Origin of the sequence: Salinivibrio kushneri, from assembly GCF_005280275.1 — a bacterium.
Classification (GTDB): Bacteria; Pseudomonadota; Gammaproteobacteria; order Enterobacterales; family Vibrionaceae; genus Salinivibrio; species Salinivibrio kushneri.
In genome coordinates, this window is the sequence record NZ_CP040021.1 from 2,690,802 (window position 1) to 2,716,734 (window position 25,933).

Annotated in this window: 24 protein-coding genes, 1 rRNA gene and 1 riboswitch; of the genes, 6 read left to right on the forward strand and 19 right to left on the reverse strand. The window is 52.5% G+C overall.

The window, feature by feature from the left end; translation table 11 throughout:
* Positions 1 to 105 precede the first annotated feature (105 nt).
* A 16S ribosomal RNA gene (locus tag FCN78_RS12375) occupies positions 106 to 1,675 on the reverse strand.
* A 675-nt stretch (positions 1,676 to 2,350) separates the two neighbouring features.
* On the opposite strand from FCN78_RS12375, the gene FCN78_RS12380 reads away from it, so the two are divergent.
* The gene (locus FCN78_RS12380) at positions 2,351 to 2,833 is read left to right on the forward strand and encodes an RNA recognition motif domain-containing protein (RefSeq protein ID WP_077486678.1); all 483 of its coding nucleotides are present in this window, start codon (positions 2,351 to 2,353) and stop codon (positions 2,831 to 2,833) included.
* Here FCN78_RS12380 and murI read toward each other — a convergent pair.
* Both murI and FCN78_RS12390 read right to left on the reverse strand, forming a co-directional pair.
* Positions 2,787 to 3,608 (reverse strand): glutamate racemase, encoded by an 822-nt coding sequence (gene murI, locus FCN78_RS12385; RefSeq protein WP_077659653.1) that lies wholly within the window; start codon positions 3,606 to 3,608, stop codon positions 2,787 to 2,789. The two genes, FCN78_RS12380 and murI, sit on opposite strands and share 47 nt — an antisense overlap.
* Before the next feature lie 78 nt (positions 3,609 to 3,686).
* The gene (locus FCN78_RS12390) at positions 3,687 to 5,495 is read right to left on the reverse strand and encodes a TonB-dependent receptor domain-containing protein (protein WP_077659652.1); all 1,809 of its coding nucleotides are present in this window, start codon (positions 5,493 to 5,495) and stop codon (positions 3,687 to 3,689) included.
* 33 nt (positions 5,496 to 5,528) lie between these two features.
* Positions 5,529 to 5,757: riboswitch (cobalamin riboswitch) on the reverse strand.
* A gap of 126 nt (positions 5,758 to 5,883) precedes the next feature.
* Between FCN78_RS12390 and trmA the strand changes: the two genes are divergently transcribed.
* The gene (gene trmA, locus FCN78_RS12395; RefSeq protein ID WP_077659651.1) at positions 5,884 to 6,987 is read left to right on the forward strand and encodes a tRNA (uridine(54)-C5)-methyltransferase TrmA; all 1,104 of its coding nucleotides are present in this window, start codon (positions 5,884 to 5,886) and stop codon (positions 6,985 to 6,987) included.
* A gap of 85 nt (positions 6,988 to 7,072) precedes the next feature.
* Here trmA and FCN78_RS12400 read toward each other — a convergent pair whose 3' ends face one another.
* A complete protein-coding gene (locus FCN78_RS12400; protein ID WP_046074424.1) occupies positions 7,073 to 7,456 on the reverse strand; it encodes a YijD family membrane protein in 384 nt (127 codons plus the stop codon).
* Positions 7,457 to 7,469: 13 nt separating this feature from the next.
* The gene (gene fabR / locus FCN78_RS12405) at positions 7,470 to 8,105 is read right to left on the reverse strand and encodes an HTH-type transcriptional repressor FabR (RefSeq protein ID WP_077659650.1); all 636 of its coding nucleotides are present in this window, start codon (positions 8,103 to 8,105) and stop codon (positions 7,470 to 7,472) included.
* A gap of 195 nt (positions 8,106 to 8,300) precedes the next feature.
* Here fabR and sthA point away from each other — a divergent pair, with 195 nt between their 5' ends.
* Entirely contained in the window at positions 8,301 to 9,719 is a 1,419-nt protein-coding gene (gene sthA / locus FCN78_RS12410) for a Si-specific NAD(P)(+) transhydrogenase (protein ID WP_077522900.1), read from the forward strand.
* Between the two features lie 41 nt (positions 9,720 to 9,760).
* Here the strand turns inward: sthA and cysQ are convergent, their stop codons facing one another.
* From cysQ to gspC, 14 genes are read right to left on the reverse strand one after another with little or no spacing between them, the layout of a single operon-like run.
* Positions 9,761 to 10,573 carry a 3'(2'),5'-bisphosphate nucleotidase CysQ gene (gene cysQ, locus FCN78_RS12415; RefSeq protein WP_069360814.1) on the reverse strand — a complete coding sequence of 271 codons (813 nt, stop codon included), beginning with the start codon at positions 10,571 to 10,573 and terminating at the stop codon, positions 9,761 to 9,763.
* A 3-nt stretch (positions 10,574 to 10,576) separates the two neighbouring features.
* Positions 10,577 to 11,131: an ADP compounds hydrolase NudE gene (nudE, locus tag FCN78_RS12420; protein WP_069360813.1), complete on the reverse strand. Its 555-nt coding sequence runs from the start codon at positions 11,129 to 11,131 to the stop codon at positions 10,577 to 10,579.
* Positions 11,132 to 11,173: 42 nt separating this feature from the next.
* Positions 11,174 to 11,920: a type II secretion system protein N gene (locus FCN78_RS12425; RefSeq protein ID WP_077659649.1), complete on the reverse strand. Its 747-nt coding sequence runs from the start codon at positions 11,918 to 11,920 to the stop codon at positions 11,174 to 11,176.
* A 2-nt stretch (positions 11,921 to 11,922) separates the two neighbouring features.
* On the reverse strand, positions 11,923 to 12,417 hold the full coding sequence (locus FCN78_RS12430; protein WP_069360811.1) for a type II secretion system protein M: 495 nt from the start codon (positions 12,415 to 12,417) through the stop codon (positions 11,923 to 11,925).
* Positions 12,414 to 13,658 (reverse strand): type II secretion system protein GspL, encoded by a 1,245-nt coding sequence (gspL, locus tag FCN78_RS12435; protein WP_158014722.1) that lies wholly within the window; start codon positions 13,656 to 13,658, stop codon positions 12,414 to 12,416. The genes FCN78_RS12430 and gspL overlap by 4 nt, the downstream gene beginning before the upstream one ends.
* Complete coding sequence (gspK, locus tag FCN78_RS12440; RefSeq protein WP_077659647.1) at positions 13,627 to 14,631, reverse strand: type II secretion system minor pseudopilin GspK; 1,005 nt, start codon at positions 14,629 to 14,631, stop codon at positions 13,627 to 13,629. The genes gspL and gspK overlap by 32 nt, the downstream gene beginning before the upstream one ends.
* Positions 14,628 to 15,266, reverse strand: a complete 639-nt coding sequence (gspJ, locus tag FCN78_RS12445) for a type II secretion system minor pseudopilin GspJ (protein ID WP_077659646.1) — start codon at positions 15,264 to 15,266, stop codon at positions 14,628 to 14,630. Before gspJ ends, gspK begins: the two co-directional genes overlap by 4 nt.
* Positions 15,250 to 15,627 carry a type II secretion system minor pseudopilin GspI gene (gene gspI, locus FCN78_RS12450; RefSeq protein ID WP_235607600.1) on the reverse strand — a complete coding sequence of 126 codons (378 nt, stop codon included), beginning with the start codon at positions 15,625 to 15,627 and terminating at the stop codon, positions 15,250 to 15,252. Before gspI ends, gspJ begins: the two co-directional genes overlap by 17 nt.
* On the reverse strand, positions 15,608 to 16,174 hold the full coding sequence (gspH, locus tag FCN78_RS12455) for a type II secretion system minor pseudopilin GspH (RefSeq protein ID WP_069360807.1): 567 nt from the start codon (positions 16,172 to 16,174) through the stop codon (positions 15,608 to 15,610). Before gspH ends, gspI begins: the two co-directional genes overlap by 20 nt.
* 2 nt (positions 16,175 to 16,176) lie before the next feature.
* Entirely contained in the window at positions 16,177 to 16,611 is a 435-nt protein-coding gene (gene gspG / locus FCN78_RS12460) for a type II secretion system major pseudopilin GspG (protein ID WP_069360806.1), read from the reverse strand.
* 28 nt (positions 16,612 to 16,639) lie between these two features.
* Complete coding sequence (gene gspF, locus FCN78_RS12465) at positions 16,640 to 17,875, reverse strand: type II secretion system inner membrane protein GspF (RefSeq protein ID WP_077659645.1); 1,236 nt, start codon at positions 17,873 to 17,875, stop codon at positions 16,640 to 16,642.
* Positions 17,875 to 19,410, reverse strand: a complete 1,536-nt coding sequence (gene gspE, locus FCN78_RS12470; RefSeq protein ID WP_077659644.1) for a type II secretion system ATPase GspE — start codon at positions 19,408 to 19,410, stop codon at positions 17,875 to 17,877. The genes gspF and gspE overlap by 1 nt, the downstream gene beginning before the upstream one ends.
* Positions 19,407 to 21,404: a type II secretion system secretin GspD gene (gene gspD, locus FCN78_RS12475; protein WP_198534770.1), complete on the reverse strand. Its 1,998-nt coding sequence runs from the start codon at positions 21,402 to 21,404 to the stop codon at positions 19,407 to 19,409. The genes gspE and gspD overlap by 4 nt, the downstream gene beginning before the upstream one ends.
* A gap of 56 nt (positions 21,405 to 21,460) precedes the next feature.
* Positions 21,461 to 22,387: a type II secretion system protein GspC gene (gene gspC, locus FCN78_RS12480; RefSeq protein WP_069360803.1), complete on the reverse strand. Its 927-nt coding sequence runs from the start codon at positions 22,385 to 22,387 to the stop codon at positions 21,461 to 21,463.
* A gap of 226 nt (positions 22,388 to 22,613) precedes the next feature.
* On the opposite strand from gspC, the gene hslR reads away from it, so the two are divergent.
* From hslR to pckA, 3 genes are all read left to right on the forward strand, one after another.
* Positions 22,614 to 23,018, forward strand: coding sequence for a ribosome-associated heat shock protein Hsp15 (hslR, locus tag FCN78_RS12485; RefSeq protein ID WP_106407200.1), 405 nt, complete (start codon positions 22,614 to 22,616; stop codon positions 23,016 to 23,018).
* Positions 23,019 to 23,052: 34 nt separating this feature from the next.
* Positions 23,053 to 23,928, forward strand: a complete 876-nt coding sequence (hslO, locus tag FCN78_RS12490; RefSeq protein ID WP_077659642.1) for an Hsp33 family molecular chaperone HslO — start codon at positions 23,053 to 23,055, stop codon at positions 23,926 to 23,928.
* A gap of 322 nt (positions 23,929 to 24,250) precedes the next feature.
* Positions 24,251 to 25,879 carry a phosphoenolpyruvate carboxykinase (ATP) gene (pckA, locus tag FCN78_RS12495; RefSeq protein ID WP_077457377.1) on the forward strand — a complete coding sequence of 543 codons (1,629 nt, stop codon included), beginning with the start codon at positions 24,251 to 24,253 and terminating at the stop codon, positions 25,877 to 25,879.
* Positions 25,880 to 25,933 lie beyond the last annotated feature (54 nt).

Consider the following 25,933-nt stretch of genomic DNA (forward strand, 5'->3'; position numbering starts at 1 on the left):
CTTTTCAGAGTAACGCCTAAAAGCGTTAACCAATGGCTTACCATTAGTTAGCGCTTTTCAATATGACCGTGCAATCTGTGTGAACACTCGCAACAATAGCGTCAGTAAGGAGGTGATCCAGCCCCAGGTTCCCCTAGGGCTACCTTGTTACGACTTCACCCCAGTCATGAACCACACCGTGGTAAACGCCCTCCCGAAGGTTAAGCTATCTACTTCTGGTGCAGCCCACTCCCATGGTGTGACGGGCGGTGTGTACAAGGCCCGGGAACGTATTCACCGTGGCATTCTGATCCACGATTACTAGCGATTCCGACTTCATGGAGTCGAGTTGCAGACTCCAATCCGGACTACGACAGACTTTAAGGGATTCGCTCTACTTCGCAGCGTCGCTGCCCTCTGTATCTGCCATTGTAGCACGTGTGTAGCCCTACTCGTAAGGGCCATGATGACTTGACGTCGTCCCCACCTTCCTCCGGTTTATCACCGGCAGTCTCCCTGGAGTTCCCACCATTATGTGCTGGCAAACAAGGATAAGGGTTGCGCTCGTTGCGGGACTTAACCCAACATTTCACAACACGAGCTGACGACAGCCATGCAGCACCTGTCTCAGCGCTCCCGAAGGCACTCCTCTATCTCTAAAGGATTCGCTGGATGTCAAGAGTAGGTAAGGTTCTTCGCGTTGCATCGAATTAAACCACATGCTCCACCGCTTGTGCGGGCCCCCGTCAATTCATTTGAGTTTTAACCTTGCGGCCGTACTCCCCAGGCGGTCTACTTAATGCGTTAGCGCCGAAAGCCAAAGTCTTAAACCTCAACCTCCAAGTAGACAGCGTTTACGGCGTGGACTACCAGGGTATCTAATCCTGTTTGCTACCCACGCTTTCGCATCTGAGCGTCAGTCTTTGTCCAGGGGGCCGCCTTCGCCACTGGTATTCCTTCAGATCTCTACGCATTTCACCGCTACACCTGAAATTCTACCCCCCTCTACAAGACTCTAGCCTGCCAGTTTCAAATGCGGTTCCGAGGTTGAGCCCCGGGCTTTCACATCTGACTTAACAAACCGCCTGCATGCGCTTTACGCCCAGTAATTCCGATTAACGCTCGCACCCTCCGTATTACCGCGGCTGCTGGCACGGAGTTAGCCGGTGCTTCTTCTGCAGCTAACGTCAAGCCATGCACTTATTAAGTACACCACCTTCCTCACTGCTGAAAGTGCTTTACAACCCGAAGGCCTTCTTCACACACGCGGCATGGCTGCATCAGGGTCTCCCCCATTGTGCAATATTCCCCACTGCTGCCTCCCGTAGGAGTCTGGGCCGTGTCTCAGTCCCAGTGTGGCTGATCATCCTCTCAAACCAGCTAAGGATCGTCGCCTTGGTAAGCCATTACCTTACCAACTAGCTAATCCTAACTGGGCCCATCCCAACGCGATAGCTTACATGTAGAGGCCACCTTTGGTCCCAGCTCGTAATGAACTAAGACATTATGCGGTATTAGCCGTCGTTTCCAACGGTTATCCCCCGCGTCAGGGCAGGTTCCCAGCCGTTACTCACCCGTCCGCCGCTCGACGTCCAGCAAATCCACCGAAGCTTCAATGCTGCCGTTTCCGCTCGACTTGCATGTGTTAGGCCTGCCGCCAGCGTTCAATCTGAGCCATGATCAAACTCTTCAATTTAAGTTTGGTGTTTCCGTAGAAACTGCTCAATGAATACTGATTACTGTTTATCTCCGAAGAGACAAACGAATTGACTGTGCCGAACAACTATAAAAGTTGTCGTTTGGTCACTCAGTTCATTGAATAAATCTTTTTGTCTATTCTTAACGAGTGCCCACACAGATTGCATAGGTCAAATTGTTAAAGAGCGTTGACTGTGCGAAGCGGCGCTTCGCTCGGTCAGGGCTGCGTATCTTACGCGCCTTACCGTTAAAGTCAAGAAGAAATTTTATCTTTTATTTTCAACCCAACCGGGTGAAACAAAACCTCTTTTTGACCTCCCTAACGCTTAGCGTTAAGTGGACGGCTATCTTAATCTTTTAAAAACTCACGTCAAGCGTTTATTTTTATTTGATTTTTTGCTTCGACATGCTTGCTGAACGCTTGCCCTGCGTGCCGTGTCGATGTGGGGCGTAGTATAGCGACACGGATCACACTGACAAGGGATTTTTACGTTTTTTATTTCGACTGAGCAATAATCCACCTAAAATGATGAATAACCAGCGTTTTGAAACATTCTTGATACGAGACCTTTACCGCAAGGTAACGCTGGCTTGTTTTCTTGGTCTTTTTCACGACATGCATTGCCGGACTGTTGTCATGTCATCACTTTAATTGTTCTATTTAATGACGCTTATGAAATCACCAGTTAATTTTGCTTTAGTCATCTGCATCGCTGTCCTTGGCGCGATTATCGTCAGCCTCATGGACGTCAACTCACCCGCTCTTTCGTTTGCTGTGGGTGCAATACTTAGTGGTCTAGCTTGCCTATATCTTCCTTTACCCAATTTTATTCAGCCAGAGCAAAGGCCATCTACATCAACACCATCAAGCGAAAAAGAAGAAGAGTCTCCGCAAAGCAAAACGCTATACGTCGGAAACTTACCTTATCGTGCGAATGAAAATGATGTGCGCACGCTGTTTAGCGAACATGGAGAAGTGTTTGCCGTTCGTCTTATGAAAGACAAGCGAACCGGCAAGCGACGAGGATTTGGTTTTGTGGTGATGGCCGCCGGGCATGCCGACGACGCTATCAACGCACTCAATAACAATGTTTATGGCGAGCGGACACTTAAAGTCCGTGAAGCGAATGAGCCAAAAAAGCAGGCGAATAGCTGACATCCGTAAAACCTATCGATCGGATAAAGTCCGCCAAAGCATCGGCTTTAATAGGGGTTGCCGTCGCATAAGCATAATGCTTTGACGTCGCAACGGTAGCCCTTTCGTCGCTATATAGACTGACCAGCGAAACCACGCGACGCGCAATCGCATCTCCCGAATCAATTAAACGGACTGAGTCACCCACTACTGATTGGATTTCATCACGCAGTAAAGGAAAGTGAGTGCAACCCAGTACGAGGGTATCGACGGTTCCTTTAAACGGTCGCAATATAGCCGCGAGATCTTGCTGATTCACCGCCTCCCCCCGGAGTTTGCGTTCTGCCATATGCACGAGCGCCGTGGTACCGACTGAGACTACCTGGCAATCTTTGGCAAAGTCCGCCACTAATTGTTCGGTATAAGGGCGGGCGACGGTGGCTGGCGTAGCGAGCAAGCCAATGATTTTTTTCTGACTGATCGCTGCTGCAGGCTTGATCGCAGGCACAACCCCCACGACCGGAAGCGCTAACTGCTGACGGAGCGTCGGTAATACCAACGTCGATGCGGTATTGCATGCAATGACCACGATATCAATATCATGATGCGCACACACAGCGCGCACTTGAGCCGCCACCCGTGTGACCAAGCGCGTGTCCTCTAACTCACCGTATGGAAAAGCTTCGTTATCGAACAAATAGGTGTAGTTAGCGTCAGGTAGCTGCTCTCGCACTGACTGATAAATCGATAAACCACCCACACCAGAGTCAAAGATCAGAATGTTAGGCTGCGCCATGAGTCACCCATACAATAAAAACGCCCTTATCATAACGACAAGGGCGTGAAGAAAGCTAGTATCGCAGAGAAGCTATCACTAGTACTGATAGTCCAACGTCATAAAGTAGGCGCGTTCAGGCGCAGGATAACCACCCGCGGTTTCGTAGTCTTTATCAAATACATTATCGACTTTACCTTTTACGGTCAGATTATCGGTCGCCTGATAGGATGCAGTGACCACCCAAAGACTATAACTACCTAAGCGGTCATTCCAATCAGTTCGCTCGCTTTGATATTGCCACTGTGTGCCCAGCAATACGCGTTCCCATTGGTACGATGTATCCCATTTCGCCACCCGTTTGGCGCGACGCTGGAGCTGCTCACCCGTTTTCTCATTTTCAGGATCTTTGTATTCTAAAGATATGCGGTTGTGTAAAGCGTGCACATCAAAGTTGGCAATAAACTCAACGCCTTCGATCTTAGCCTTGTCCACGTTTTGATTCTGGCCATTGGGGTAACTGCCTGCATACTGAATGAGATTATCAATGCGATTGATATAGCCTGTAAGTGACCAATCAACGTCAGCCGTCACGCCACGAAGAGCAAGCTCGGTGTTGGATGATTCCTCCGGCTTGAGCGTTGCATTACCGCCCCATCCGTAAAGTTCAGTCAGACTTGGGGCCTTAAAAGCGGTGCCGTAGCTGGCGACCAATTGATATCCATCCGCTATCGCAAGGCCCGCGCTTGTCTGCCACGTCGTATGTTGTCCGTATTGTTCGTTATCATCCGAGCGTGCGCTTGCCTCAATAGATAGTGGCTCTACTGGGCTAAATTGCGTTAAAAGGTAAGTGCCAAGGTTATCACGCGGGTTGATTGCAATATCATCGGGGTTGGTAATCAAGCTTCCTTCATTAAAGGTATCTTGTCGATAATCCACACCACCACCAAGCAGCCAATCCTCCGTAGCTTGATACTGGAGTCCCAACGAGGTAGAGACTTGCTCAACATCTGAAGTTTTATTGTTTTTACGGTCACTGCCAGGGCTGTAGTCATAGTTTTCTTGTTGGGAGATTTCTGCGCTGAGTGTTGCACTCCAGACCCCTGAGCGATAATTCAGATTGCCAGCCAGTGCTTGGCTTTCTAACCAGCCATGTTTCAAGCTCCCTGAATAATCGTAATCGTATTCATTCTGGTACCAGCGTCCGGTGATATCGGCCGACCAAGATGCATTCCAACGATGGCTGTATCCAAGTTGTGCATTGCGGCCAGTAAAACCATGCTGATCACCCCGGTTACTTGCCATCGGATGAACATTGTATCCATCATTGGACTCATACCCAGCCATGCCAGAAAAGTGACCCTTATCGCCCAATTTTGTTGCCCAAGCGCCGTTAATCGCATTATGATCCAAACTGCCCATGGTTACGGAAACATTGGCTATCTCTTTATCGGTTTTGGTGATGATATTGATCACACCACCAATCGCACTCGACCCATACAGTGTGGCGCGTGCGCCGCGAATGATCTCAATCCGCTCGATACTGTTTACTGGGATCTGATTAAAATCCACCGAGCCTGTGATGGACGAGGCCATACGCACCCCATCAATCAAGACTAAAGAGTGGTCTGATTCTGTGCCGCGCATAAAAATAGAGGCAATTTGTCCACGGCCTCCGCTTTGAGCAATCTCGATGCTCGGTACCGTGCGCAATACATCGACAAGGCTTCGCGCCTGCAAACGCGCAATGTCTTGACGCGTCAAAATGGTTGCTGATTGCAATACCGAGGCATCGGACTGCGCAAACCGACTGGCGGTCACCACCACCGTTTCGGTGTTTGGCTCGGCCCACGTGCTCACAGGGAAAAATGACGCTGCCACCAGGCTCGCCACTATCTGTTTGTTCATTGGTTGTTCCTTCCTATCGCGAGAATGTGCAGCGACGTGCTGCGTCTGTGGGCTGTATTCGGACTTAAGAGCATGGCTTTCGCCGCCTACTGCTAACGACTTCCCATCGCATACTATTTATCAGCATTGGCGACAGTGTCTGACCTTGGGTCGGGTTAGGGTCGTTCTCTTACACCGCTGCGCGTCAGTTGCGGACTCTCACCGCATTCCTGTGATCCGTCCTATTGGGTATAGACAGAGCACTGACCCACGCAGGGATAGTAGCCGTCTAGATGGATATTGTCCATTGATAACCTTATTGAATAAGGGAGAATCGTGAGCAAGGGTGGACATAGCTGGGGATTTGTCTAAAATCTGCGCTCATTTTCCAATCGCTGAGGCAGCCATCATGACCAAGGCTCACACCGCCGTTGACTACGACACACAGCTTGCTGAGAAAGTCCAACGACTCAATGCACAACTCGCGCCGTTTCACGCACCTGAGCTAGAAGTTTTTCGCTCACCGGAAACCCACTATCGGATGCGCGCAGAGTTTCGGGTATGGCATGAAGGCGACGACCTGTATTACATCATGTTTGATCCTGCGACCAAGCAAAAATATCGCGTCGATACCTTTCCTGCCGCGAGCCGCTTGATCAATGACCTCATGCCTCTATTAATGGAGGCCATCAAGCCCAACGACGCCTTGCGACGTAAACTGTTCCAGGTTGATTTCCTCTCCACCTTAAGCGGTGAGATCTTGGTGTCGTTACTCTATCATCGCCAGCTAGACGAAGAGTGGGACAGCGCCGCGCAAGCGCTTAAACAACGTTTGAACGATGAGGGTTTTAATCTCAACCTGATTGGCCGTGCGCGCAAGCAAAAGAAAGTGCTAGACCGCGACTACGTTTTGGAAAAGCTCAATGCCGATGGTCAGACATTGATCTACCAGCAAATTGAAAACAGCTTTACCCAACCTAACGGGCCGGTGGCGGAAAAAATGCTGGAATGGGCCATTGATTGCACCCGCGATAGCCAAGGCGATTTGCTGGAGCTGTATTGCGGGAACGGCAACTTTTCCCTCGCCTTGGCGAAAAACTTTCGCCGCGTCCTCGCCACCGAGCTGGCGAAACCCTCAGTGCAATCGGCGCAGTACAATATTGCCGCCAACAATATCGACAATGTGCAGATTATTCGCATGTCTGCCGAAGAATTCACCCAAGCAATCAATGGCGAGCGCGAGTTCCGCCGCTTAAAAGATCAAGGGGTGACGCTGAGCGACTATCAGTGCAATACCATTTTTGTCGATCCCCCTCGTGCGGGCATGGATGATGAAACCTGCAAAATGGTGCAAGGTTACGATCGGATTTTATATATCTCCTGTAACCCTGAGACTTTGGCCGAAAACCTAGAACGCCTCAGCCAAACACACCGCATTAGTCGCTGTGCGCTGTTTGATCAATTCCCGTTCACCCACCATACCGAAGCCGGGGTGTGGTTAGAGCGCAAATAGTCACGGCAAGCAAGCGCGGATAAACGTAAAAAGGCGTCTTCTCGACGCCTTTTTTGCGTTTCGCCAACGGCTGTCTTAAAAGCAATTAGACGTCAGAGGCGGTATCGTTTTTCGCTTTGCGGCTGAAAAAGCCCAGTTTATGGCCGACCCAGAACGCCAGTGCCATGGCAACCAAAATCGAGAAGAAGTTGCCGCCCAGCTCTGGCATTTGCATACGGATAAACGCTGAATAGCCAAATGCTCCCACTAAGAAGCAGGCAAACGCAATCAGCGGCGTGCCTTCAGTCAGCGGCTGGCGTTCGTGAAGTTGGTAGCAAGCGTGCACGGCCAGTACAAACGCGAGAATGGGAAAAATAGAAAATGCCACACCACTGACGAACAGTGTCGCGAGAGTTGCACTTCCACAAATGCCGGTAACCAGTGCCAGCAGCAAAAATTTACGTTCTGATTTCACTTGCTCGTGTTCCATGTCTTCACCTGTTTTATGACAGTTTTTCCTGTAAGGCTCGCCGCTCCCGGTCTTTGCGGTACCAGTAAGCTCCCTTGGCTATCATGCGTAATTGTAACACCATGCGCTCGGACAATTCTGCGCGGGCGTGAGGATCGAGATCAAGCGCTTCCGCGCCCATATTAAAGACCAAGATCACACATGCTTCCGACTGATTGTACGCTTCTTCATAGGTGAGCTGCGTGCGAGATTGTAAATACTCGGTCAACTCAGCAACAAAATGTTGGATTTCTCGAGCCACGGCAGCACGGAATGCCGAAGAGGTGCCTGATCGCTCGCGCAAAAGTAGCCGAAACACATTGGGGCTGCTTTCGATAAATTCCATAAAGGTTTCTACCGAGGTGCGTACCACACTGCCTTCCGCGGCGATCCGCTGACGCGCCTGACGCATCAGTTGTCGGAGCAATAGTCCGCCCTCGTCGACCATGGTCAACCCCAGCTCATCCATATCTTTGAAGTGACGATAGAAAGAAGTAGGGGCGATTCCCGCCTCGCGCGCCACTTCGCGTAGACTGAGGCTAGAAAAACTGCGTTCAGCACTGAGCTGGCTGAACGCCGCATCAATGACAGAACGGCGCGTTTTTTCTTTTTGTTGTGCTCGAATACCCATCGCACTCTACTCATGGTCACCATGGTGTCACTATACGCAATTTTAGCGTTTAAATCAGCCAATCTAGGCGGCGCTCCCCATCGCTATCGCGCGGATTGGAACACAGATTTGGCTGCGAAAGTTAACCTTACGGATAATAAGCGTTAAACTGGTCATAAACAGATGTTGCAATAATGAAAATAAGGTCTGAACCCTATGAGCAAGTCAAGCCCTCGCCCGCAAGATCATTTTGACGCTATCGTAATAGGCAGCGGCCCCGGCGGAGAAGGGGCCGCTATGGGCTTATCCAAAGCCGGTAAGCGAGTCGCAGTGATTGAGCGAGAAAGCACCGTTGGCGGTGGTTGTACCCATTGGGGCACCATCCCGTCTAAAGCACTACGCCACACTGTCAGCCGGATCATTGAATTCAATCAAAGCCCTATCTACACCCAAAACAGTAAGAGTATCCACAGTACCTTTTCTCAAATACTCAGCCATGCCGAGTCTGTGATTGGTAAACAAACCCGCATGCGCCAAGGGTTCTATGACCGCAACCAGTGCACCCTGCTCCATGGCAACGCCGAGTTTGTCGATGCGCATACCTTAACCGTGCATCATAGTGATGGCAGCGCTGATACTTACACCGCCGATCACTTTGTGATTGCCACCGGCTCTCGCCCTTATCAGCCTGCCGATGTGGATTTTTCTCACCCACGCATCTACGACAGTGACTCCATTTTGTCGTTAGCCCATGATCCGCGCCATGTGATGATTTATGGGGCAGGCGTGATTGGCAGTGAATATGCGTCTATCTTCCGCGGACTCGGGGTCAAAGTGGATTTAATCAATACCCGTGACCGCTTGCTGTCATTTTTGGACAATGAAATCTCTGATGCTTTGTCTTATCACTTTGGCAGTAGCGGTGTCATGATCCGCAATGATGAGACCTATGAGCGCATTGAGGGCACGGATGATGGCGTGATTGTGCACCTTGAGTCAGGCAAAAAAATGAAAGCAGATTGTCTGCTCTATGCCAATGGCCGCGCAGGCAATACCGATAAACTCAATTTGTCCTCGGTCGGCCTTACACCTAACTCGCGTGGGCAGCTCGACGTTGATAGCGAAAGCTACGCAACAGAAGTGGGGCATATCTATGCCGTCGGTGATGTGATTGGTTATCCTAGCCTTGCCAGTGCCGCTTATGATCAAGGGCGTGTGGTGGCGGAAGCCATTTGCCAAGGCAACGCCAACGTGCGCTTGATTGAACACATCCCCACGGGGATCTATACCATTCCAGAAATCAGCTCAGTGGGTAAAACCGAGCAAGAGCTCACCGCAGAAAAAGTCCCGTATGAAGTTGGCCGATCGCTATTCAAGCACTTAGCACGCGCGCAAATCGCGGGGATGGATGTCGGCAGTTTAAAAATCCTTTTCCACCGCGATACCCGCGAGATATTAGGCATTCACTGCTTTGGTGAACGCGCCTCGGAAATCATTCATATCGGCCAAGCGATTTTTGAGCAAAAAGGCGAAGGGAATACCATCGACTATTTTGTGAATACCACCTTCAACTACCCGACCATGGCCGAAGCTTACCGGGTGGCGGCGCTTAATGGCTTGAATCGCTTGTTCTGAACGGTAATCAAGAAAACGGCACCTGACGGTGCCGTCAATCATTACGATGCCCGCAGTATCGACGACCACGCGAGCGACTCATCCCCTAACACAATAAAGTTAGGGTTCTGTAATGAGTCCCGTTCGTTGTATGACAAGGCCCCTAGCTCGGTGCTCAGAATACGTCCACCCGCTTGCTCGACAATGCACTGTGTCGCCGCCGTGTCCCACTCCCCTGTGGGGCCCAAGCGCAAATAACAATCGACTGCGCCTTCTGCGACCAAGCAGGCTTTGAGTGCCGCCGAACCTAACGGCACCAAATCATAATTAATTTCAGGTGCCAGCTTTTCGGTGACCGCATGAATATCTTGGCGACGGCTAATAGCGATTGAGATTGATGTGAGCGTCTCTTCTCGCTTCATTGTCGAGATGCGATGCATTTCGCCATCTGGGGTTATTTTCCAGGCCCCTTTGTCTTGGCAAGCATAATAGGTCACCCCGGAGACGGGCGCATACACCACGCCCATCACGGGATGGTTGTCCTCCACCAGCGCGATAATAGTGGCAAAGTCACCGCTGCCCGCAATGAACTCTTGGGTACCGTCTAGCGGGTCAATCAACCAATAGCGCTGCCATTGCTGACGGTCGCTTAATGGCACACCACAGTCTTCTTCCGATAACACGGGGATGTCTGGCGTCAACGCGGTGAGCTTTTCCGTGATCAGCTTATGTGCCGCTAAATCAGCACTGGTCACTGGGGTTTGGTCACTTTTGGTGATCGCTTCAAAATCACCGTCTTGGTAAATATCTAAAATAACCTGACCCGCAGAGCGAGCAATCTCAATTACCTCGGGCAACAACTCAGGCAGTGCCATGCCTCACCTCTCAGATTGTAAGTACTTCAGCGCCATCATTAATGCGGTGATACTGCGCGCTTCACAGAAATCACCGTGGGTGAGTAACTCTTCCGCTTGGGCAAGTGGCCAACGAATGATCTCAAGCGGTTCAGGCTCATCCCCTTCTAGGCTTTCTGGATACAAATCACGTGCCAACATAAGCGTCATGCGGCTGGAAAAGTACGACGGTGCCAGAACAACCTCTTTCAGTGGCACTAGCTCACGGGCACCTTGGCCGATTTCCTCTTTCAGTTCCCGCACTGCGGCTTGCTCGGGCGCTTCACCCGGGTCAATCAGTCCTTTGGGAAAGCCCAGCTCATACTGCTCTGTCCCTGCGGCATATTCGCGTACCAGTAAGAGATCGCCCGATTCGGTCACCGGCACCATCATCACGGCATTACGCCCCGACGGTTTCATCCGCTCATAGGTACGCTCGACGCCATTGCTAAAAATCAGCTCTAGCGACTCCACTTTAAACAAGCGAGAAGCGGCGACCACCTGCTTAGACTGAATGTGAGGAAATTTACGCTGCGTCATATCGTGATTTGCCACCCTTTTTGATAAGCCTATCAGGCCTTGTTAGCCGCGAAAAGAAAAGCGATAGCGTCCTTGATTATCCGGTGCGCCTAACCAAGAGAGAGGTGCTTTCATTGGCTCAGGATAGGCTGGCCCCGGCTTCAGCCATCCTGACACAGAGTATCGCCCAGACGGTGTAATTGACAATGAAAACTTATTACTCAACGACGGGGAATCACCTTGCCCCCGCGCCGCGACACCTTGGCCGTCACAGGCGAGAGAAGCACGCAATGGGATATCATTGAGCCGTCCCGAGGGCAGGGTTAGCCCGGCCTGCTGCCACTGAATCCGTCCCGCTAACTGCTGACACCCTGACTCTGCCAACACCGCCTCGCGGACAATCACATCCAGTCGGCCATCAATCGACACACTCGGCGGCAGGGCCACCGAACGAGTCAGCAGGTGCGCCGGGGCAGAGAGCAAGGTTTGAGAAAGCGTTAGCTCGGTGCCATTAAAACCCACCACGCCTTTTCCGCTGAGACCTTGCGGGCCTTTAACCTTGATGGCCGTTTCCAGTGTGGCGCGGGTCAATAACCGATGCCAATGGAGATCCCATTGTACTGGGCCGACAGCCTGGTCTTGCCAACGAACTTGCCTGATTTGGCCCTGCCAGACAGTGCCATGGATACCGCTAAGCTGTAGCTCGGCCGGCAAAGGCGCTAAGCGCAGTAAGGTTGCTGGGGCGTGCACTATCGCACTCACAATAAAAACCAACAGACATCCTACTCCTATCAGTACTTTTTTCCCCATGGTTAGCGCTCCAGCTGCAGTCGGTTGACTTTCACCACACCGGCCGTATCGGTCGCTTCAGTGCTTAAGCGAACGACTTGAATCCCGTGTCGCTGCGCCAGTTGCTCTAGCCACCGTAGTAATTGATTAAACGGTAGAGGTTCGAGACCCAATTGCACACTGTCTTCCCCAGGCTGTAACCGTGTAATGGTCAGATTGAACTCACCCGCACTGGCCGCGATCACTTGGTTAAGCGGTTGGTTTCGACTGGCCACCACTTGGCGACTGTGTCCAGACTGTGAACGCAATTGCATAATATGATTGCGTTTTTGTTGCAGCTCACGGTAAATCTTTCGCTCACTGATCACGGCAGTCCGTGCCTGATCAGCTTGTGTCTGTATCGGCACCACAATACCCCAATAAAGCACACTTAACAGCAACACACCGCCGGCAACCAACAAAAGCCGCTGCTCGCGCACGCTGATCGACTGCCACTGTGCCTGAATACGTGCGATCATGATTGGCTCCTTAAGGTAAATTCACCGCTGACCGTCTCACCACTGCGATTAAGCTGCCCCAAGTCTGTCGCATAATGCTCACTCAAGGCAGCACGTAAGCGTTCAAATTGGGCGAAATCATTGCCGGTTGCCCTCAGTATCAAGGCGTCGCGATTGGCTTGATAACGCAGTGCCTGAAGCTCGATACCGGGCACCTCTGTGAGTAGGGGAGCTAACTGCGCCAACCAAGGTAAAAGCGCCGCATCATGTTGTTGGTTTTCCAACCGCGCGATCTCTGCATCCATTTGCCGCACCATGTATGAGCGCGTCGGGATCCGCTCATACTGCGGCAAGGTTTGACGAAACAGGGCTTCGCTTTGCGTCCGTAGGGCCTGCGCTTGCTGTTGGGTATCACGAATCGACAGCCATTGCTCGACACCAAGCAAACCAGCGATAGCGACCAATAGACACGCGGCAGGTAAAAAGGGTTTCAGTGTCTGCTTGGTTTGACTTTGCGGTCGATAATCTCCGGTTAGTATATTGGCCGTCACCGAGTGGCTGTGCATGGCCAACACGTGCAGCGCCGCCTCTGTATGCCACTCAGATTGAAACGGTAAGGCATGAAAGGGATTGGACGTTTGCCGATCACTTTCACCGTAAGCGTCAATGCTAAGAGTACGAGTCTGCTCAGGCGTGTTACTGTCCGCCTGCGCTTGCTGCTGTCGCCACCAAGTCTGTCCCCAAAAGGTGAGCCAGTCCGCCGAGCCTACCACGCCTTGATTGGCCCCCAAACGGCACAACCACTGTTCACCCAATGCCAACAGTGATAATGACTCGGGTTGCCAAGGTATACACAGCACATCGGGGATCCACTGCCGTGCACTTATCCCGGCTTCGTCCAACGCTTGTTGCCAAGCTTGCATTTGCTGATGCGCCACCACGGCCACCTGTGCCGTGTCTGCCTGGGTGTCAACAATACTCACGTGTACCGCTTCCACCTCTTCCGCCAAGGCTTCCTCGAGTAAGTAAGGCACCACCTTGTCGCGCTGGCGCCGAGATCCAGGGGGCAATGTCACCGAGGTTAATGTTAACCAAGTGCTGTCCACCAACACCACCACGGGTCGTGTTTGTGCTTGCTCGGTTAACGCTGACAGTTGCTGACAACAGCCGCTATCCACCACCTGGTTATCACTGGTACGAACCTGCGCCCAATAAACGGGCTGGCTGGCATCACTGATCCTTATTATCAGTCGCTCGCTCACGCATTCCTCCGAACTGACGGCGTACAATGGAAACCTCGCCCTCGTCTTGATAGTGCAATAGTGCCTGGATGTGACGTTGGGCAGAGGCCACCTGCACATCGGCTTGTAATAAAAAGAACTCGCTGGTCACGCTGAGATAGGACACGACTCGCTCTCGCTCGGCGTCATCAAACTCGGGGAGACTCAAGGTGTCGATAAACGCGGCGACACTTTTCCACCCTGCTTCAGGCCGCTGCGCAATCACCTGCTGCGCTTGTTCCACCGGTAACGCGGAGGTAAATAGTGCAGAAAGCAAAGGCGCTTGTTTCTCGGTTAAGGTATTCACATTGACCTTAAGCTCAGCGCTAGGCAACGCGCAAAGCTGGGGCGAGGCACGCCGAAACACGTCACCATTCACCCCACGCACCGCACGCCACTCACTCACATCGGCCAGCAACGCATCCGCCGTCACATACGCAGGCTGGACGCTTTCATAGTGCGCGTCTTCTGCCCCGAGCGACTGATCCAGCTGATTGTTTTCATCAATAAAATCACGGCTTGCTTGCGCGATGACATCCGCTTGATAACTATCTTCCACATACTGTCCCACCAACGCCCGCAACACAGTGACCTCATAGGGTGTCGCCCCACCCACTTTGACGCCGCGCAACTGTAAACTATTAAGGTTAAAACAGGCGCTCGCATCTTGTAAGTGCCCACTTACTTTCCCGCCATCGAGCGGAAAGGTTCGAGCCGGCTCTGCCCAGGCCTGACTTAAATTCACCGTCTCACTGCCTGCTAAGCTCTCACGCAATACCGATGCCGCCAACCCCTCAACCGCATTGCCAAACCAGTAGGCTTGCTGAAAATGCAGCTGGTTTTCAGCGCGATGATAGTTGGTGTACAACCGCGACGCCATGTTCCCGGCAATCGCGGTCATCAGCGCCATGATCATCATCACCACTAAAAGGGCCGCGCCTCGCTGCCGACTCATTGCGCCTCCCGCTGCAAGGGAGCCGGCAAGGTTTGCCCAGCCACGAGATAAGTGCGTACTAACTGGCCATAGCGTGGATGGGTAAAGCGCACTTGAACCGCTTTCGGTAATGCGTGTTTGGTATCGAAACCGTCCTGCCAACCCTGTTTGACGTAGAAGCGAAAGCTCAAATCATCAATATCACTGAGCAGCGTCGCCACCGCGGGCTCATCGCTCGCCGCTTGGTCAGGGTAACGCCAGCGCAAGCGCTCAAGCTTGCCCTCGCGCTGACGGTACCCGACCGCCACCACTTCACCACGCGGAAAGCGCATTTGTGGATTAATCCAGCCGGTGCGGGTAAAGCGCACGCCCATTGCGTCACTTTGCAACACGTCAGAACCAGCGATTAGCAGCTGCTCTGTTGGCGCTTGTCCTTCGACCCGCTGACGTCTTGCCGCCATTTGCCGAAAGTCACTGTCCATGATCACCAACGCGCGCTGCAGTTGCTGTAAGGTCTCCCCCACCTGCTGAGACTGCTCATCACTGCGCTGCACGGTTTGCAGGACTTGGTAGGCGGTCAAACTAATGCTGGCGAATACCACCAACGCCAACAGCACTTCCAATAAGGTAAATCCTCGTTCAACGCGTGGCGACATAGGTCCTCACGGTCACTAACGGGTTATCGGTCTCTGCGGCGGCAGCCACTGACATATCAACCGCACGCAACTGGCCGGTTTCTGTGGCGACTGGCGCCAACTGCCATTGCCATTGTTGCCCCGCCATCTCAGTCGTGCCTTGCGTGGCTTTATCTGGCACCTTAGCGCTGAGCACCACCTCGGCCAGCTGGTTATCCGCCACCATAGCGGCTAAGGTTTTTTGTTCTAAGCGACTCAGTGAGCGGGTGTGTTGCCCCGTGGCTTTCATCACACTCAGCGCCGCCACGGCAAAGATCGCTACCGCGACTAAGACCTCAAGCAAAGTCATTCCCTGTTGTGAGTTAGCGCGCACTAACATCATCGCCCTCTCCTGCACGCTGCCAGGTAAACTGCGCCAGTTCATTGGCTTTGAGCTGCCAGACCGCACGGCCATCTGTTTCAATCATCAGGGTAAACGGCGTCAGCTCACCATTGGGCAGTAGCCAGATTTGCGGTGGCGCCACCGTCTGCTCATCGTCCTCGTCAAACAAATCCTCAAACAGCGGCTTATCCTCGAACAACCTGTCTTGTTGCTGCCAACCAAAGCCGTCCATGGTTAAGACAAAGCGGCTTTGCTCGGGCAAGCGCCCTTGGGTCGCCCAGCGGTCACTGCTGACTGGTTGCCATTGTTCTTGTCCCAACACTAAAAGTTGATAGCGCTGTTGCTCGATACGCACGCCATAGGTACGCCCTTCCAACCAGCTTTGCTCTGCCCACAGCTTCATCCGCTGATACAGTGCTTGACCTGCTTCTTGGGTACGGGTGTCGGCCGGTTCAGGCCACACCATGATCACGCCCGAGGCGCTCACCGCAACGATGACCACCACCAGCAAGATCTCGAGTAACGTAAAGCCGGCTGCTTGACGCATGTTTATTGCAGCTCGTTGAGGTTCCAGTTACCAATGTCTTGGTTAACCCCTTCCCCGCCTTCTTGACCATCAGCGCCTAGAGAAAAGATATCGACCACCCCGTGCTCGCCTGGGCTGACATAGCGATAATCGTTATTCCATGGGTCTTGCGGTAAACGCTTGATGTAGCCTTGTGCCGGATAATTACGGGGCACCGGCTCACTTTGCGGCTGGGTCACTAGCGCGTCTAAGCCTTGGTCGGTAGTGGGATACTGGTTGTTATCCAGTTTGTACATATCCAGCGCATTTTCGAGCGCGCTGACATCCGCCACCGCTTTTTTCACCGCGGCTTTGTCTTTGTTGCCCAGTAAGTTAGGGGCAACAAAACTGGCGAGTAACCCAATAATCACCACCACCACCATGATCTCGAGCAGGGTGAAACCTTGTTGACGACGCATCGCTTTCTCCTTGTTTAAATTATTCAAATCACAAACCCACCATGTCGTTCATGGCAATGATTGGCATCAAGGTGGCCACCACAATAAAAAGCACTAATCCGGCCATCAGTACAATCATTAACGGGCCAAATATCCCTAAGGCAACATTCACTTGCGCCTCAAAATCTTTGTCTTGGTTGTCAGCTGCGCGTGAGAGCATGGGTTCCAATTCTCCACTGCGCTCGCCGCTAGCAATCATATGCAGCATCATCGGCGGAAACAGCCCAGATTGGTCAAGCGCAACACGCAAGCTGGCCCCCTCACGCACTTTGTCGGCGGCCTCTAATACCCGTTTGCGCACATACTGGTTAGTGATCACTTGCGCGGCAACCTTCATTCCGTCCAACAAGGGGATCGCACTGGCGGTGCAAATCGCTAAGGTACGAGCAAAACGCGATGTATTGAGGCCGCGAGCAACACGGCCAAGAATGGGCAGAGAAAGCTTTTGCTTATCCCAAGCCAAGCGCCTTTGCGTGTCTTTCAATAACCAACGAATACCCATACTGACAAGGGCTAGCCCACTGACTACCCACACGCCCCACTGGGTAATAAAGTCACTGGCGTTTAAGAGAAACTGAGTTGATGCGGGCAGTGATTGCCCGGTTTGGACAAATTGACCGACGATATCAGGCACCACGGTGGCCAACAGGAAGGCGACAATCAACACCGAAAAAAAGGTCAAAATCGCCGGATACAGCATGGCTTGCAGCAAGGTCGCTTGAATGCGTTGACGGTTTTCCACATAGTCAGCCAGCCGCTCAAGCACAGTGCCCAAATGGCCCGCTTTTTCACCCGCCGAAATCATCGCCCGGTAGAGTTCATCGAACACCTGCGGGTAGTCCGCCAAGGCATCGGCGAGTGTATACCCTTCCATCACTCGCGCGCGCACACTGGTCATCATGCTGCCAATTCGCGGTTTCTCGGCCTGCTCTGCCACCGCTTTTAAGCACTCCTCCAGTGGCATCGCCGCCTCAATCAAGGTCGCCAACTGACGGGTGATTAGCGATAGCTCCTGGGTGCTAATACCGCGTCCGCGCTGACGAAAAAGTGGTTGAGAGGCCGTGCTTTTTTGTGTTGCACGCTGACGGGTCGTGGCCTGGACCTCGAGAGGAGTAAAGCCCTTGTCGCGCAATTGCTGTCGCGCTTGACGTGCCGTATCGGCTTCAATCACGCCCTTGCGTTTACGTCCTCGCGCGTCCAGTGCTTGGTAGTCAAAGGCAGCCATTAACTCTCCTTGGTCACTCGCATCACTTCTTCCAGGGTGGTTTCCCCGTTCAGCACCTTGGCCAAGCCGTCATAGCGAATGCTGGGGCTTTGCGCTCGCACGGCTTCCTCGATGGCATGCTCACCGGCATCATGATGAATCAGCGCTTGTACCTTCTCATCCACGGTCAACAGTTCATGGATCCCGGTGCGGCCGCGATAGCCTTTTTGGTGGCAATGCTCACAACCACTGGGTTTATACAAGGTGATGGGATCGCCTTGATCAGCAAGCCCCACATCCACAAACAATTGTTGCTGCGTGTCGTCGGCTTGATAGGGCACACGGCAGTGTTCACACAGCGTACGAACCAAGCGCTGTGCTAATACCCCGAGTAACGATGATGAAAGCAAGAAAGGCTCAATCCCCATATCGCGCAAGCGGGTCACCGCCCCTATCGCGGTGTTGGTATGTAATGTGGACATCACCAAATGGCCGGTCAGGGAGGCTTGAACTGCAATTTGAGCGGTTTCTAAGTCGCGAATTTCCCCCACCATCACCACGTCAGGATCTTGGCGCAACATCGCACGCAGCCCTCTCGCGAAGGTCATATCGACTTTGGGGTTTACCTGAGTTTGCCCGATCCCGGCCAGATCGAACTCGATCGGATCTTCAACGGTGAGAATATTACGATCCTCACTGTTAATGGTTTGTAACCCGGCATATAGGGTGGTGGATTTCCCCGACCCGGTCGGCCCAGTAACCAACAAAATACCATGAGGCTTGCGAATAAGCGCTCGGAACCCTTGGTGAAGGTCAGGCGCCATACCTAGCTGGGCTAAGTCAAGCTGGACCGCATGCTTATCGAGTAAACGCATGACCACTCGCTCGCCATGGGAGGAGGGCATGGTCGACACCCTGACATCCACCGCACGACCACCAATACGGACTGAAATACGGCCATCTTGCGGTACGCGTTTTTCGGCAATATCCAGCTTGGCCATCACTTTCACTCGAGAGACTAACAGCGGTGCCAGTTTGCGACTCGGCGAGAGCACTTCTCGTAACACCCCATCGACGCGGAAGCGAATCGATAACGCATGCTCAAAGGTTTCAATATGGATATCAGACGCGCTTTCTTTGATCGCTTCTCCCATCATTGCGTTGATGAGCTTGATGATCGGCGCATCATCTTCCGATTCCAGCAGGTCTTCGCTTTGTGGCAATTCCTCCGCGAGAGAGAAAAAATCATCACTGTCTGCATCAGCGCCAATATCCGCCATTAACTGTTGGGCATCGGCGCTATCACGTTGATACAAACGGGTGAGGTGTTGGTCAAAGTCACTGTCCGAGACGATTTCAGGTGCTAAGTTACCCCCTAACACCCGTTGTACTTCTGCTAAGGTCTCTGGCGTTACGGAGGACAAGCACAGCAAGCGCGTGCGCTCGCTACCCTCAGTGTCATTGAGTAATATCACCCCATGACGACGGGCAAAGCCAAACGGTAATTGCCAAGCAGCGTTTGGATCTCGGCTGAGCTCTGCCGCGCGATCACTCATCCTGCTAGCTCCGCTTTTAGCACGCGTACCTCGGCTGGCATCACCGCCTCACTATTGTAGTCCGGCAGCACCGGTTTCTCAGCGTCGGGCATCAGCTTCACGCCCTCTTGGGCGCGCTGTAATTGCTCGGCGCGGATATAATTGTATTTACGCTGCGTCACACCATCCGCGGTCAAACCAGTACGAATAATGGTCGGTTTAATAAACAGCATCAGGTTCTTCTTTTCAGTCTGAGTCGAGGTCGACTTAAACAAGTGCCCTAACACGGGAATATCCCCCAGCACAGGCACCTTGGACTCACTCTCTACCGTGCGCTCATCAATCAAACCACTTAGCACAATCATCTGTTGGTCACCCACCATCACAGAGGTGGTCAACTGGCGCTTACCAAAACGCACATCCACTGCGCCACTGGCACCCAATACATTGGACACTTCCTGCTCAATATCCAATAGCACCGCCGAGCCTTCATTGATTTGCGGGGTCACTTTCAGTTTGATGCCCACATCTTTACGCTCAACGGTTTGGAACGGGTTATCGTTATTCGAGCCCGTTTGCGAACCAGTGATGACGGGCACTTCTTCCCCTACCACAAACGAGGCTTCTTGGTTATCCAGCACCGTCAGATTAGGCGAAGACAGAATATTGGATTCATTATTCGACGCCACGGCCGTCACCAAAGCGGTCCAATCGCCCATGACCACGCCAGCCGCCAAGCCATTTAAGCCACCTAAGACTTCATTAAGCGCCGAGTAGTCGCCTGATTCGGTGATAGGAACATTGTACGGTGTGCCATCATCTCGATAGCGCACTTCAGTGCGCGTTGTATCTTCTGCTGCTTTTTGTCCCGTGAGATAGCTTGTTACGCCCACCCCTGCGTTATTAAACTGAATGCCGCCGTTTTCCAGCGAGCCCCACTGTACGCCGAGGTTCGCGCCATCGGATTCCGACATTTCCACAATCAGCGCTTCAATCAACACTTGTGCGCGGCGAATATCGAGCTGGGAAATCACGCTTTCAAGGGTTTTTAAAATATCAGGCGGGGCGGTAATTACCAGCGAGTTGGTCCCTTGATGCGAGGAGATTTGTACTGCTTGATCATTCACGCTCGGCTTGGCGTTTTTCTCTTTTTCTTTCAAAAGATTATCCGAAACGCCCTGTAATACATCTACCACGTCTTCCGCTTTGGCGTAGCGAAGATAAATCACGCGACTATTGCCCGTGGTCGCCATTTCTTGGTCGAGTTGTTTGATAAGTTCAATCACCCGTTCACGGACTTTGGGCTCACCAGAAACCAACACCGCATTCAGGCGCTCATCGGCGACAATGCGTGGTTCTAATAGCTCAGGGCGGGTGTTAGCGTTATCACGCTTATTGAGGGTGTCGACAATCCGCACCATTTCCGCGGCTGACGCGTGATCAAGACGCACGACTTCGACTTTTTTATCACCAGCCTGATCGACGCGCTGAATAATATCGGTTAAGCGATTCACCACCGCGGCACGTCCGGTAATCATGATCACATTGGCCGGATCGTAGTGCACCACATTTCCCGCCCCGGCATTATTGATAAGCTGACGTAACAGCGGCGACAACTCACGCACCGAGACGTTTTTTACCGCCACTACTCGCGTGACCACCTCATCGCCCACCACGTTGTCAGCTTCACCGACCACTGGCACGGGCGAGGTTTTGGCATCTTTGTCACGTACCACCTTGACGACGCCGTTATCCATTTCCACCACCGCAAAGCCATACACTTCTAGGACATTGAGGAAAAACTGATAGTACTGCTCCTCGGTCAGGGTGTTGTAGCTGCGGACGTTGACCGTGCCTCTCACGGAGGGATCGACAATGATGGTCTTTTCTAGGTTACGGCCCACAATTTCAATAAATTCCTGAATGTCAGTGCCTTTAAATGATGCACTGAATTCCGCCGCGCTCGCCGACAGCCCAGAGAAAAGAAAAGTCACAGCGATGAAATAGGGGATCAGTCGTTGCCTTAAATTCACGTCACGCTCCTACTGCCGCGCGCAGCGGTGGTTGTAATTTATAATTGAATCGAGATGTCATGTTGCTGTCCTTGCCGCTCGACCACCAGATCAAGCGTGCCCTGTTGTTGAATGCGACTGAGAATGTCAGGCAGTGCCACCGAACGACTGAGCTTGAGGCCATTAATCGCAATCGCGATGTCTCCTGGTTGCAACCCAGATTGTTCAAACAACACCGGGTTTTTCCCAGGGGTGAGACGAAAGCCTTTCAGCGCCTTGGCATCACCCACTTGCGCGAGCTGCACATAATCAAATAGACGCTGAGGATTTTGATTGAGCTGCTGCGCAAGATTGACCGGCCAGTCAGTGCTGGCTCCCTCATGGGGCGTGGGCTTTGGGGGCGCTACCTCCCCTTTTGACGGTGAAAAGACGGTTTGCGGCGTGCTATCCGCCTCTACGCCTGGCATCAACAATGCCTCTCGCCGTGTTCCCTGGCGTAAGATCACCCGATCTGACAACACCTGGTCAATACTGACTTGGGTGCCGTTTACCTGCTCACCCACCCCATAGGTGGCCTGCTGGCCGCGATTGGCGATCACCGCCAACGCGCGGGATGGTTGGTCACTGGCCACCACCCCTACCAAGGTTAATTGCAAGCGTGTTTCCGGCACCTCGCTCACTGCTTGTCGACGCTGCGCCTTCGAGGCTTGATAACGCCCGAAAAGCTGGGCATTGATCACAGGTGCAAGAGACAGCCTGTTCCCGGGTGATTGAGAGGTGGACGCTTCGTGCACCACAGGCGACTGCGTAGGAGGCGCAGGCTGATAAAAAGCCCACACCAGACGACCTGCCAACCATGCGAGCACGCAGACTAGGCCAATATTGAGCCAAGGGGCAGCGCGACGCAGTGTTTGTGGCGACAAAGAGAAGCGATTATGTTGGCGTCCTGCCTGAGAGATCATGCCTTTTAAACCAATTTGGGTCACCGTTTATCCATTGATGGCTTTTTTTGCCAGCAAGTTCCATCATTAGATTACGAAAAGCTGGGCATGCTAGCAAAAACGCATTGTGATAGTGAGACTTTTTCAGTCATAGACCGGTATTTTATCGAAGTCATCGACTGGACGGGCAGCGAAACCGCGATGCTGTGATACTGCTCTAAAGTAAATTTTGTGCTAATGTCGCCGATCCAGATTGCGCAGGAGTTGGATGATGAAAAACCACACATCAACGCCTTTGACGGCGGTCAGGTTGGACAAGTGGCTGTGGGCCGCCCGCTTTTACAAAACGCGCTCCGTTGCGCGCAACATGATAGATGGCGGCAAAGTGCAGTACAATGGCCAGCGTGCTAAGCCGAGTAAAATGGTAGAGGTTGGGGCAGAAATCCGCCTTCGCCAAGGCCATGATGAAAAAACCGTCACGGTTATGGCACTTTCAGAGCAGCGACAGGGAGCGCCGATCGCGCAAACCCTGTACCAAGAAACCGAGAGCAGCCTCGCCAAGCGCGAGCGCGAGTCAGAAATGCGCCGCTTGAACGCACACAATCCGCGTCCCGATGGGCGACCGGATAAAAAGCAACGCCGAGATATTCGTAAGTTTAAACAAGGCATAGACTAAGGCCGCGAGCGCGCCATTGCCGGAGAGAAATTGCATGTCAAACGATCAACTACACCGTTACCTATTTGAAGATGTGTCTGTGCGTGGTGAGCTGGTTAAGCTCGATGACACCTATCAGCGCATACTGGAAAACCAAGATTTCCCGGCACCGGTCAATGCCTTGCTGGGAGAGATGCTTGCCGCGACTAGCTTATTGACCGCGACACTCAAGTTTAACGGCTCAATCACAGTGCAACTGCAAGGCGATGGCCCTGTCTCTCTCGCGGTGATTAATGGGGATCATCACCAACAGCTGCGTGGTACCGCGCGCGTCAAAGGCGACATCAAAGACGATGCGACCTTGCCGGAGATGATGGGGAAAGGCCAACTCATCATCACCATCGAGCCTGTCGAAGGTGAACGCTATCAAGGTATCGTCGGTCTGGAATCTGACAGCTTACAAGCCTGTCTTGAAGATTACTTCGCCCGTTCAGAGCAACTGATGACCCGCCTTTGGTTGCGTACGGGTGAGCATGAAGGTAAACCGCATGCGGCGGGGATGATGCTACAGGTGCTCCCCGACGGCAAAGGCGACGAGGGCGATTTTGAACACCTTGCTCAGCTTACCGACACCATCAAAAACGAAGAGCTATTTAGCTTGCCTGCTAAAGATGTGCTGCATCGTTTGTACCACCAGGAAAAAGTCACGCTGTATCCCGCACAAGAGGTGGTATTCAAATGCAGCTGCTCACGTGAGCGCAGTGCCAGCGCCATCGCCGCCATTGAGCGCAGCGAAGTGGATAAAATGGTGGCAGAAATGGGAACCATTCATTTGCATTGCGATTATTGTGGTACAGACTACGCTTTCGATAGTGTTGATGTGGCAGCCATTTTCGAGCAAAACGCGGACTCTTCCTCACAAATGCAATAACAGCGTGCTACATATTTAGCGCTCCGAAGCAAATCCAGCTGACGGAGTTCAAAAGCCAGCATTATGCTGGCTTTTTTCTTATACCTACCCGACTTAACTCACATTTTTTCTCGCATTATTTTTGTACAAACAATAATAGGTCTTTGGGTAGCGCAAACGATTAACTAAGCGTTACCATGTCTATGACATGGCACCTGGTGGTCCGTACCCTACAATCAAAATAACCCCAGTGTGCCGTCTTGTATGGAGTCAGTCCCTGAAGTCACATTTTCAGGTTGCTAGCACAAAGACAGTTAACAACATCTTACCCCAAGGAGCACCTATGACTGTCCTGAACGTCGAACCCGAGGTCGCTGACATCGATCTTTCCTGTCATGGTCTGGAAAATGTCAAAGAAGTCATCCGTAACCCCTCTTATGAGCAACTGTTCGAGGAAGAAACCAAACCTGGGCTGGAAGGCTATGAAAAAGGCGTGGTGACCGAGCTCGGCGCGGTGGCGGTAGATACTGGTATTTTTACCGGCCGCTCACCAAAAGATAAATATATCGTCCGCGACGATACCACGCGCGATACCGTCTGGTGGTCTGATCAAGGCAAAAACGACAACAAGCCGATTGACCAAGCAGTATGGAAGGATCTTAAAGCTCTCGTCACTGATCAGTTATCAGGCAAACGCCTGTTTGTGATTGATGGCTATTGCGGTGCCAACCCGAACACTCGTCTGCGTATTCGCGTGATCACCGAGGTAGCCTGGCAAGCGCACTTCGTCAAAAACATGTTTATCCGCCCAACCGAGGAAGAGCTGAAAGACTTTGAGCCCGACTTCGTGGTGATGAACGGTGCCAAATGCGTCAATACCAAATGGCGCGAGCAGGGTCTGAACTCGGAAAACTTTACCGTTTTCAACCTCACCGAACGCATGCAGCTCATCGGCGGCACCTGGTACGGCGGCGAGATGAAAAAAGGCATGTTCGCGATGATGAATTACTTCTTGCCACTGCAAGATATCGCGTCGATGCACTGCTCGGCCAACATGGGTAAAGACGGCGACGTCGCCATCTTCTTTGGTTTATCCGGCACCGGGAAAACCACCCTCTCTACGGATCCCAAACGCCAGCTGATTGGTGATGATGAACACGGCTGGGACGACCATGGTGTGTTTAACTTCGAAGGCGGGTGCTACGCGAAAACCATCAAGCTATCGAAAGAGGCAGAGCCTGATATTTACAACGCCATTCGCCGGGATGCGTTGCTGGAAAACGTCACCGTTCGCGGCAATGGCGCCATCGACTTTGACGATAACACCAAAACAGAAAATACCCGTGTCTCGTATCCGATTTATCACATCGACAATATCGTTAAGCCGGTGTCGAAAGGCGGCCATGCAAACAAGGTGATTTTCTTGTCGGCGGATGCGTTTGGTGTGCTGCCCCCCGTGTCTAAGCTGACCCCAGAGCAAACCAAGTACCACTTCTTGTCGGGGTTTACGGCGAAGCTTGCAGGCACGGAGCGTGGCATTACCGAGCCGACACCTGCGTTTTCTGCCGCCTTTGGTGCCGCCTTCTTGACCTTACATCCCACCAAGTATGCCGAGGTGTTGGTCAAACGTATGGAAGCCGCCGGCGCGGAAGCCTATTTGGTCAACACGGGCTGGAACGGCTCAGGCAAGCGGATCTCCATCAAAGATACGCGGGCGATCATTGACGCGATTTTAGATGGCTCCATCGAAAAAGCGGAGACCAAGTCAATTCCAATCTTTAATTTGGAAGTGCCCACCTCACTCGACGAAGTGAGCGACGGCATTCTTGACCCGCGTGATACCTATGTTGATCCCCTTCAGTGGGAGAGCAAAGCCAACGATCTGGCACAGCGCTTTATCGATAACTTTGAAAAATATACCGATACCCCCGAAGGGGCCGCACTGGTCTCAGCGGGTCCCAAGCTAGACTAACCCCCTGCCCCGTATCGTGCGTGCGATACGGGGCCACCTCCCCCACGGTTATAC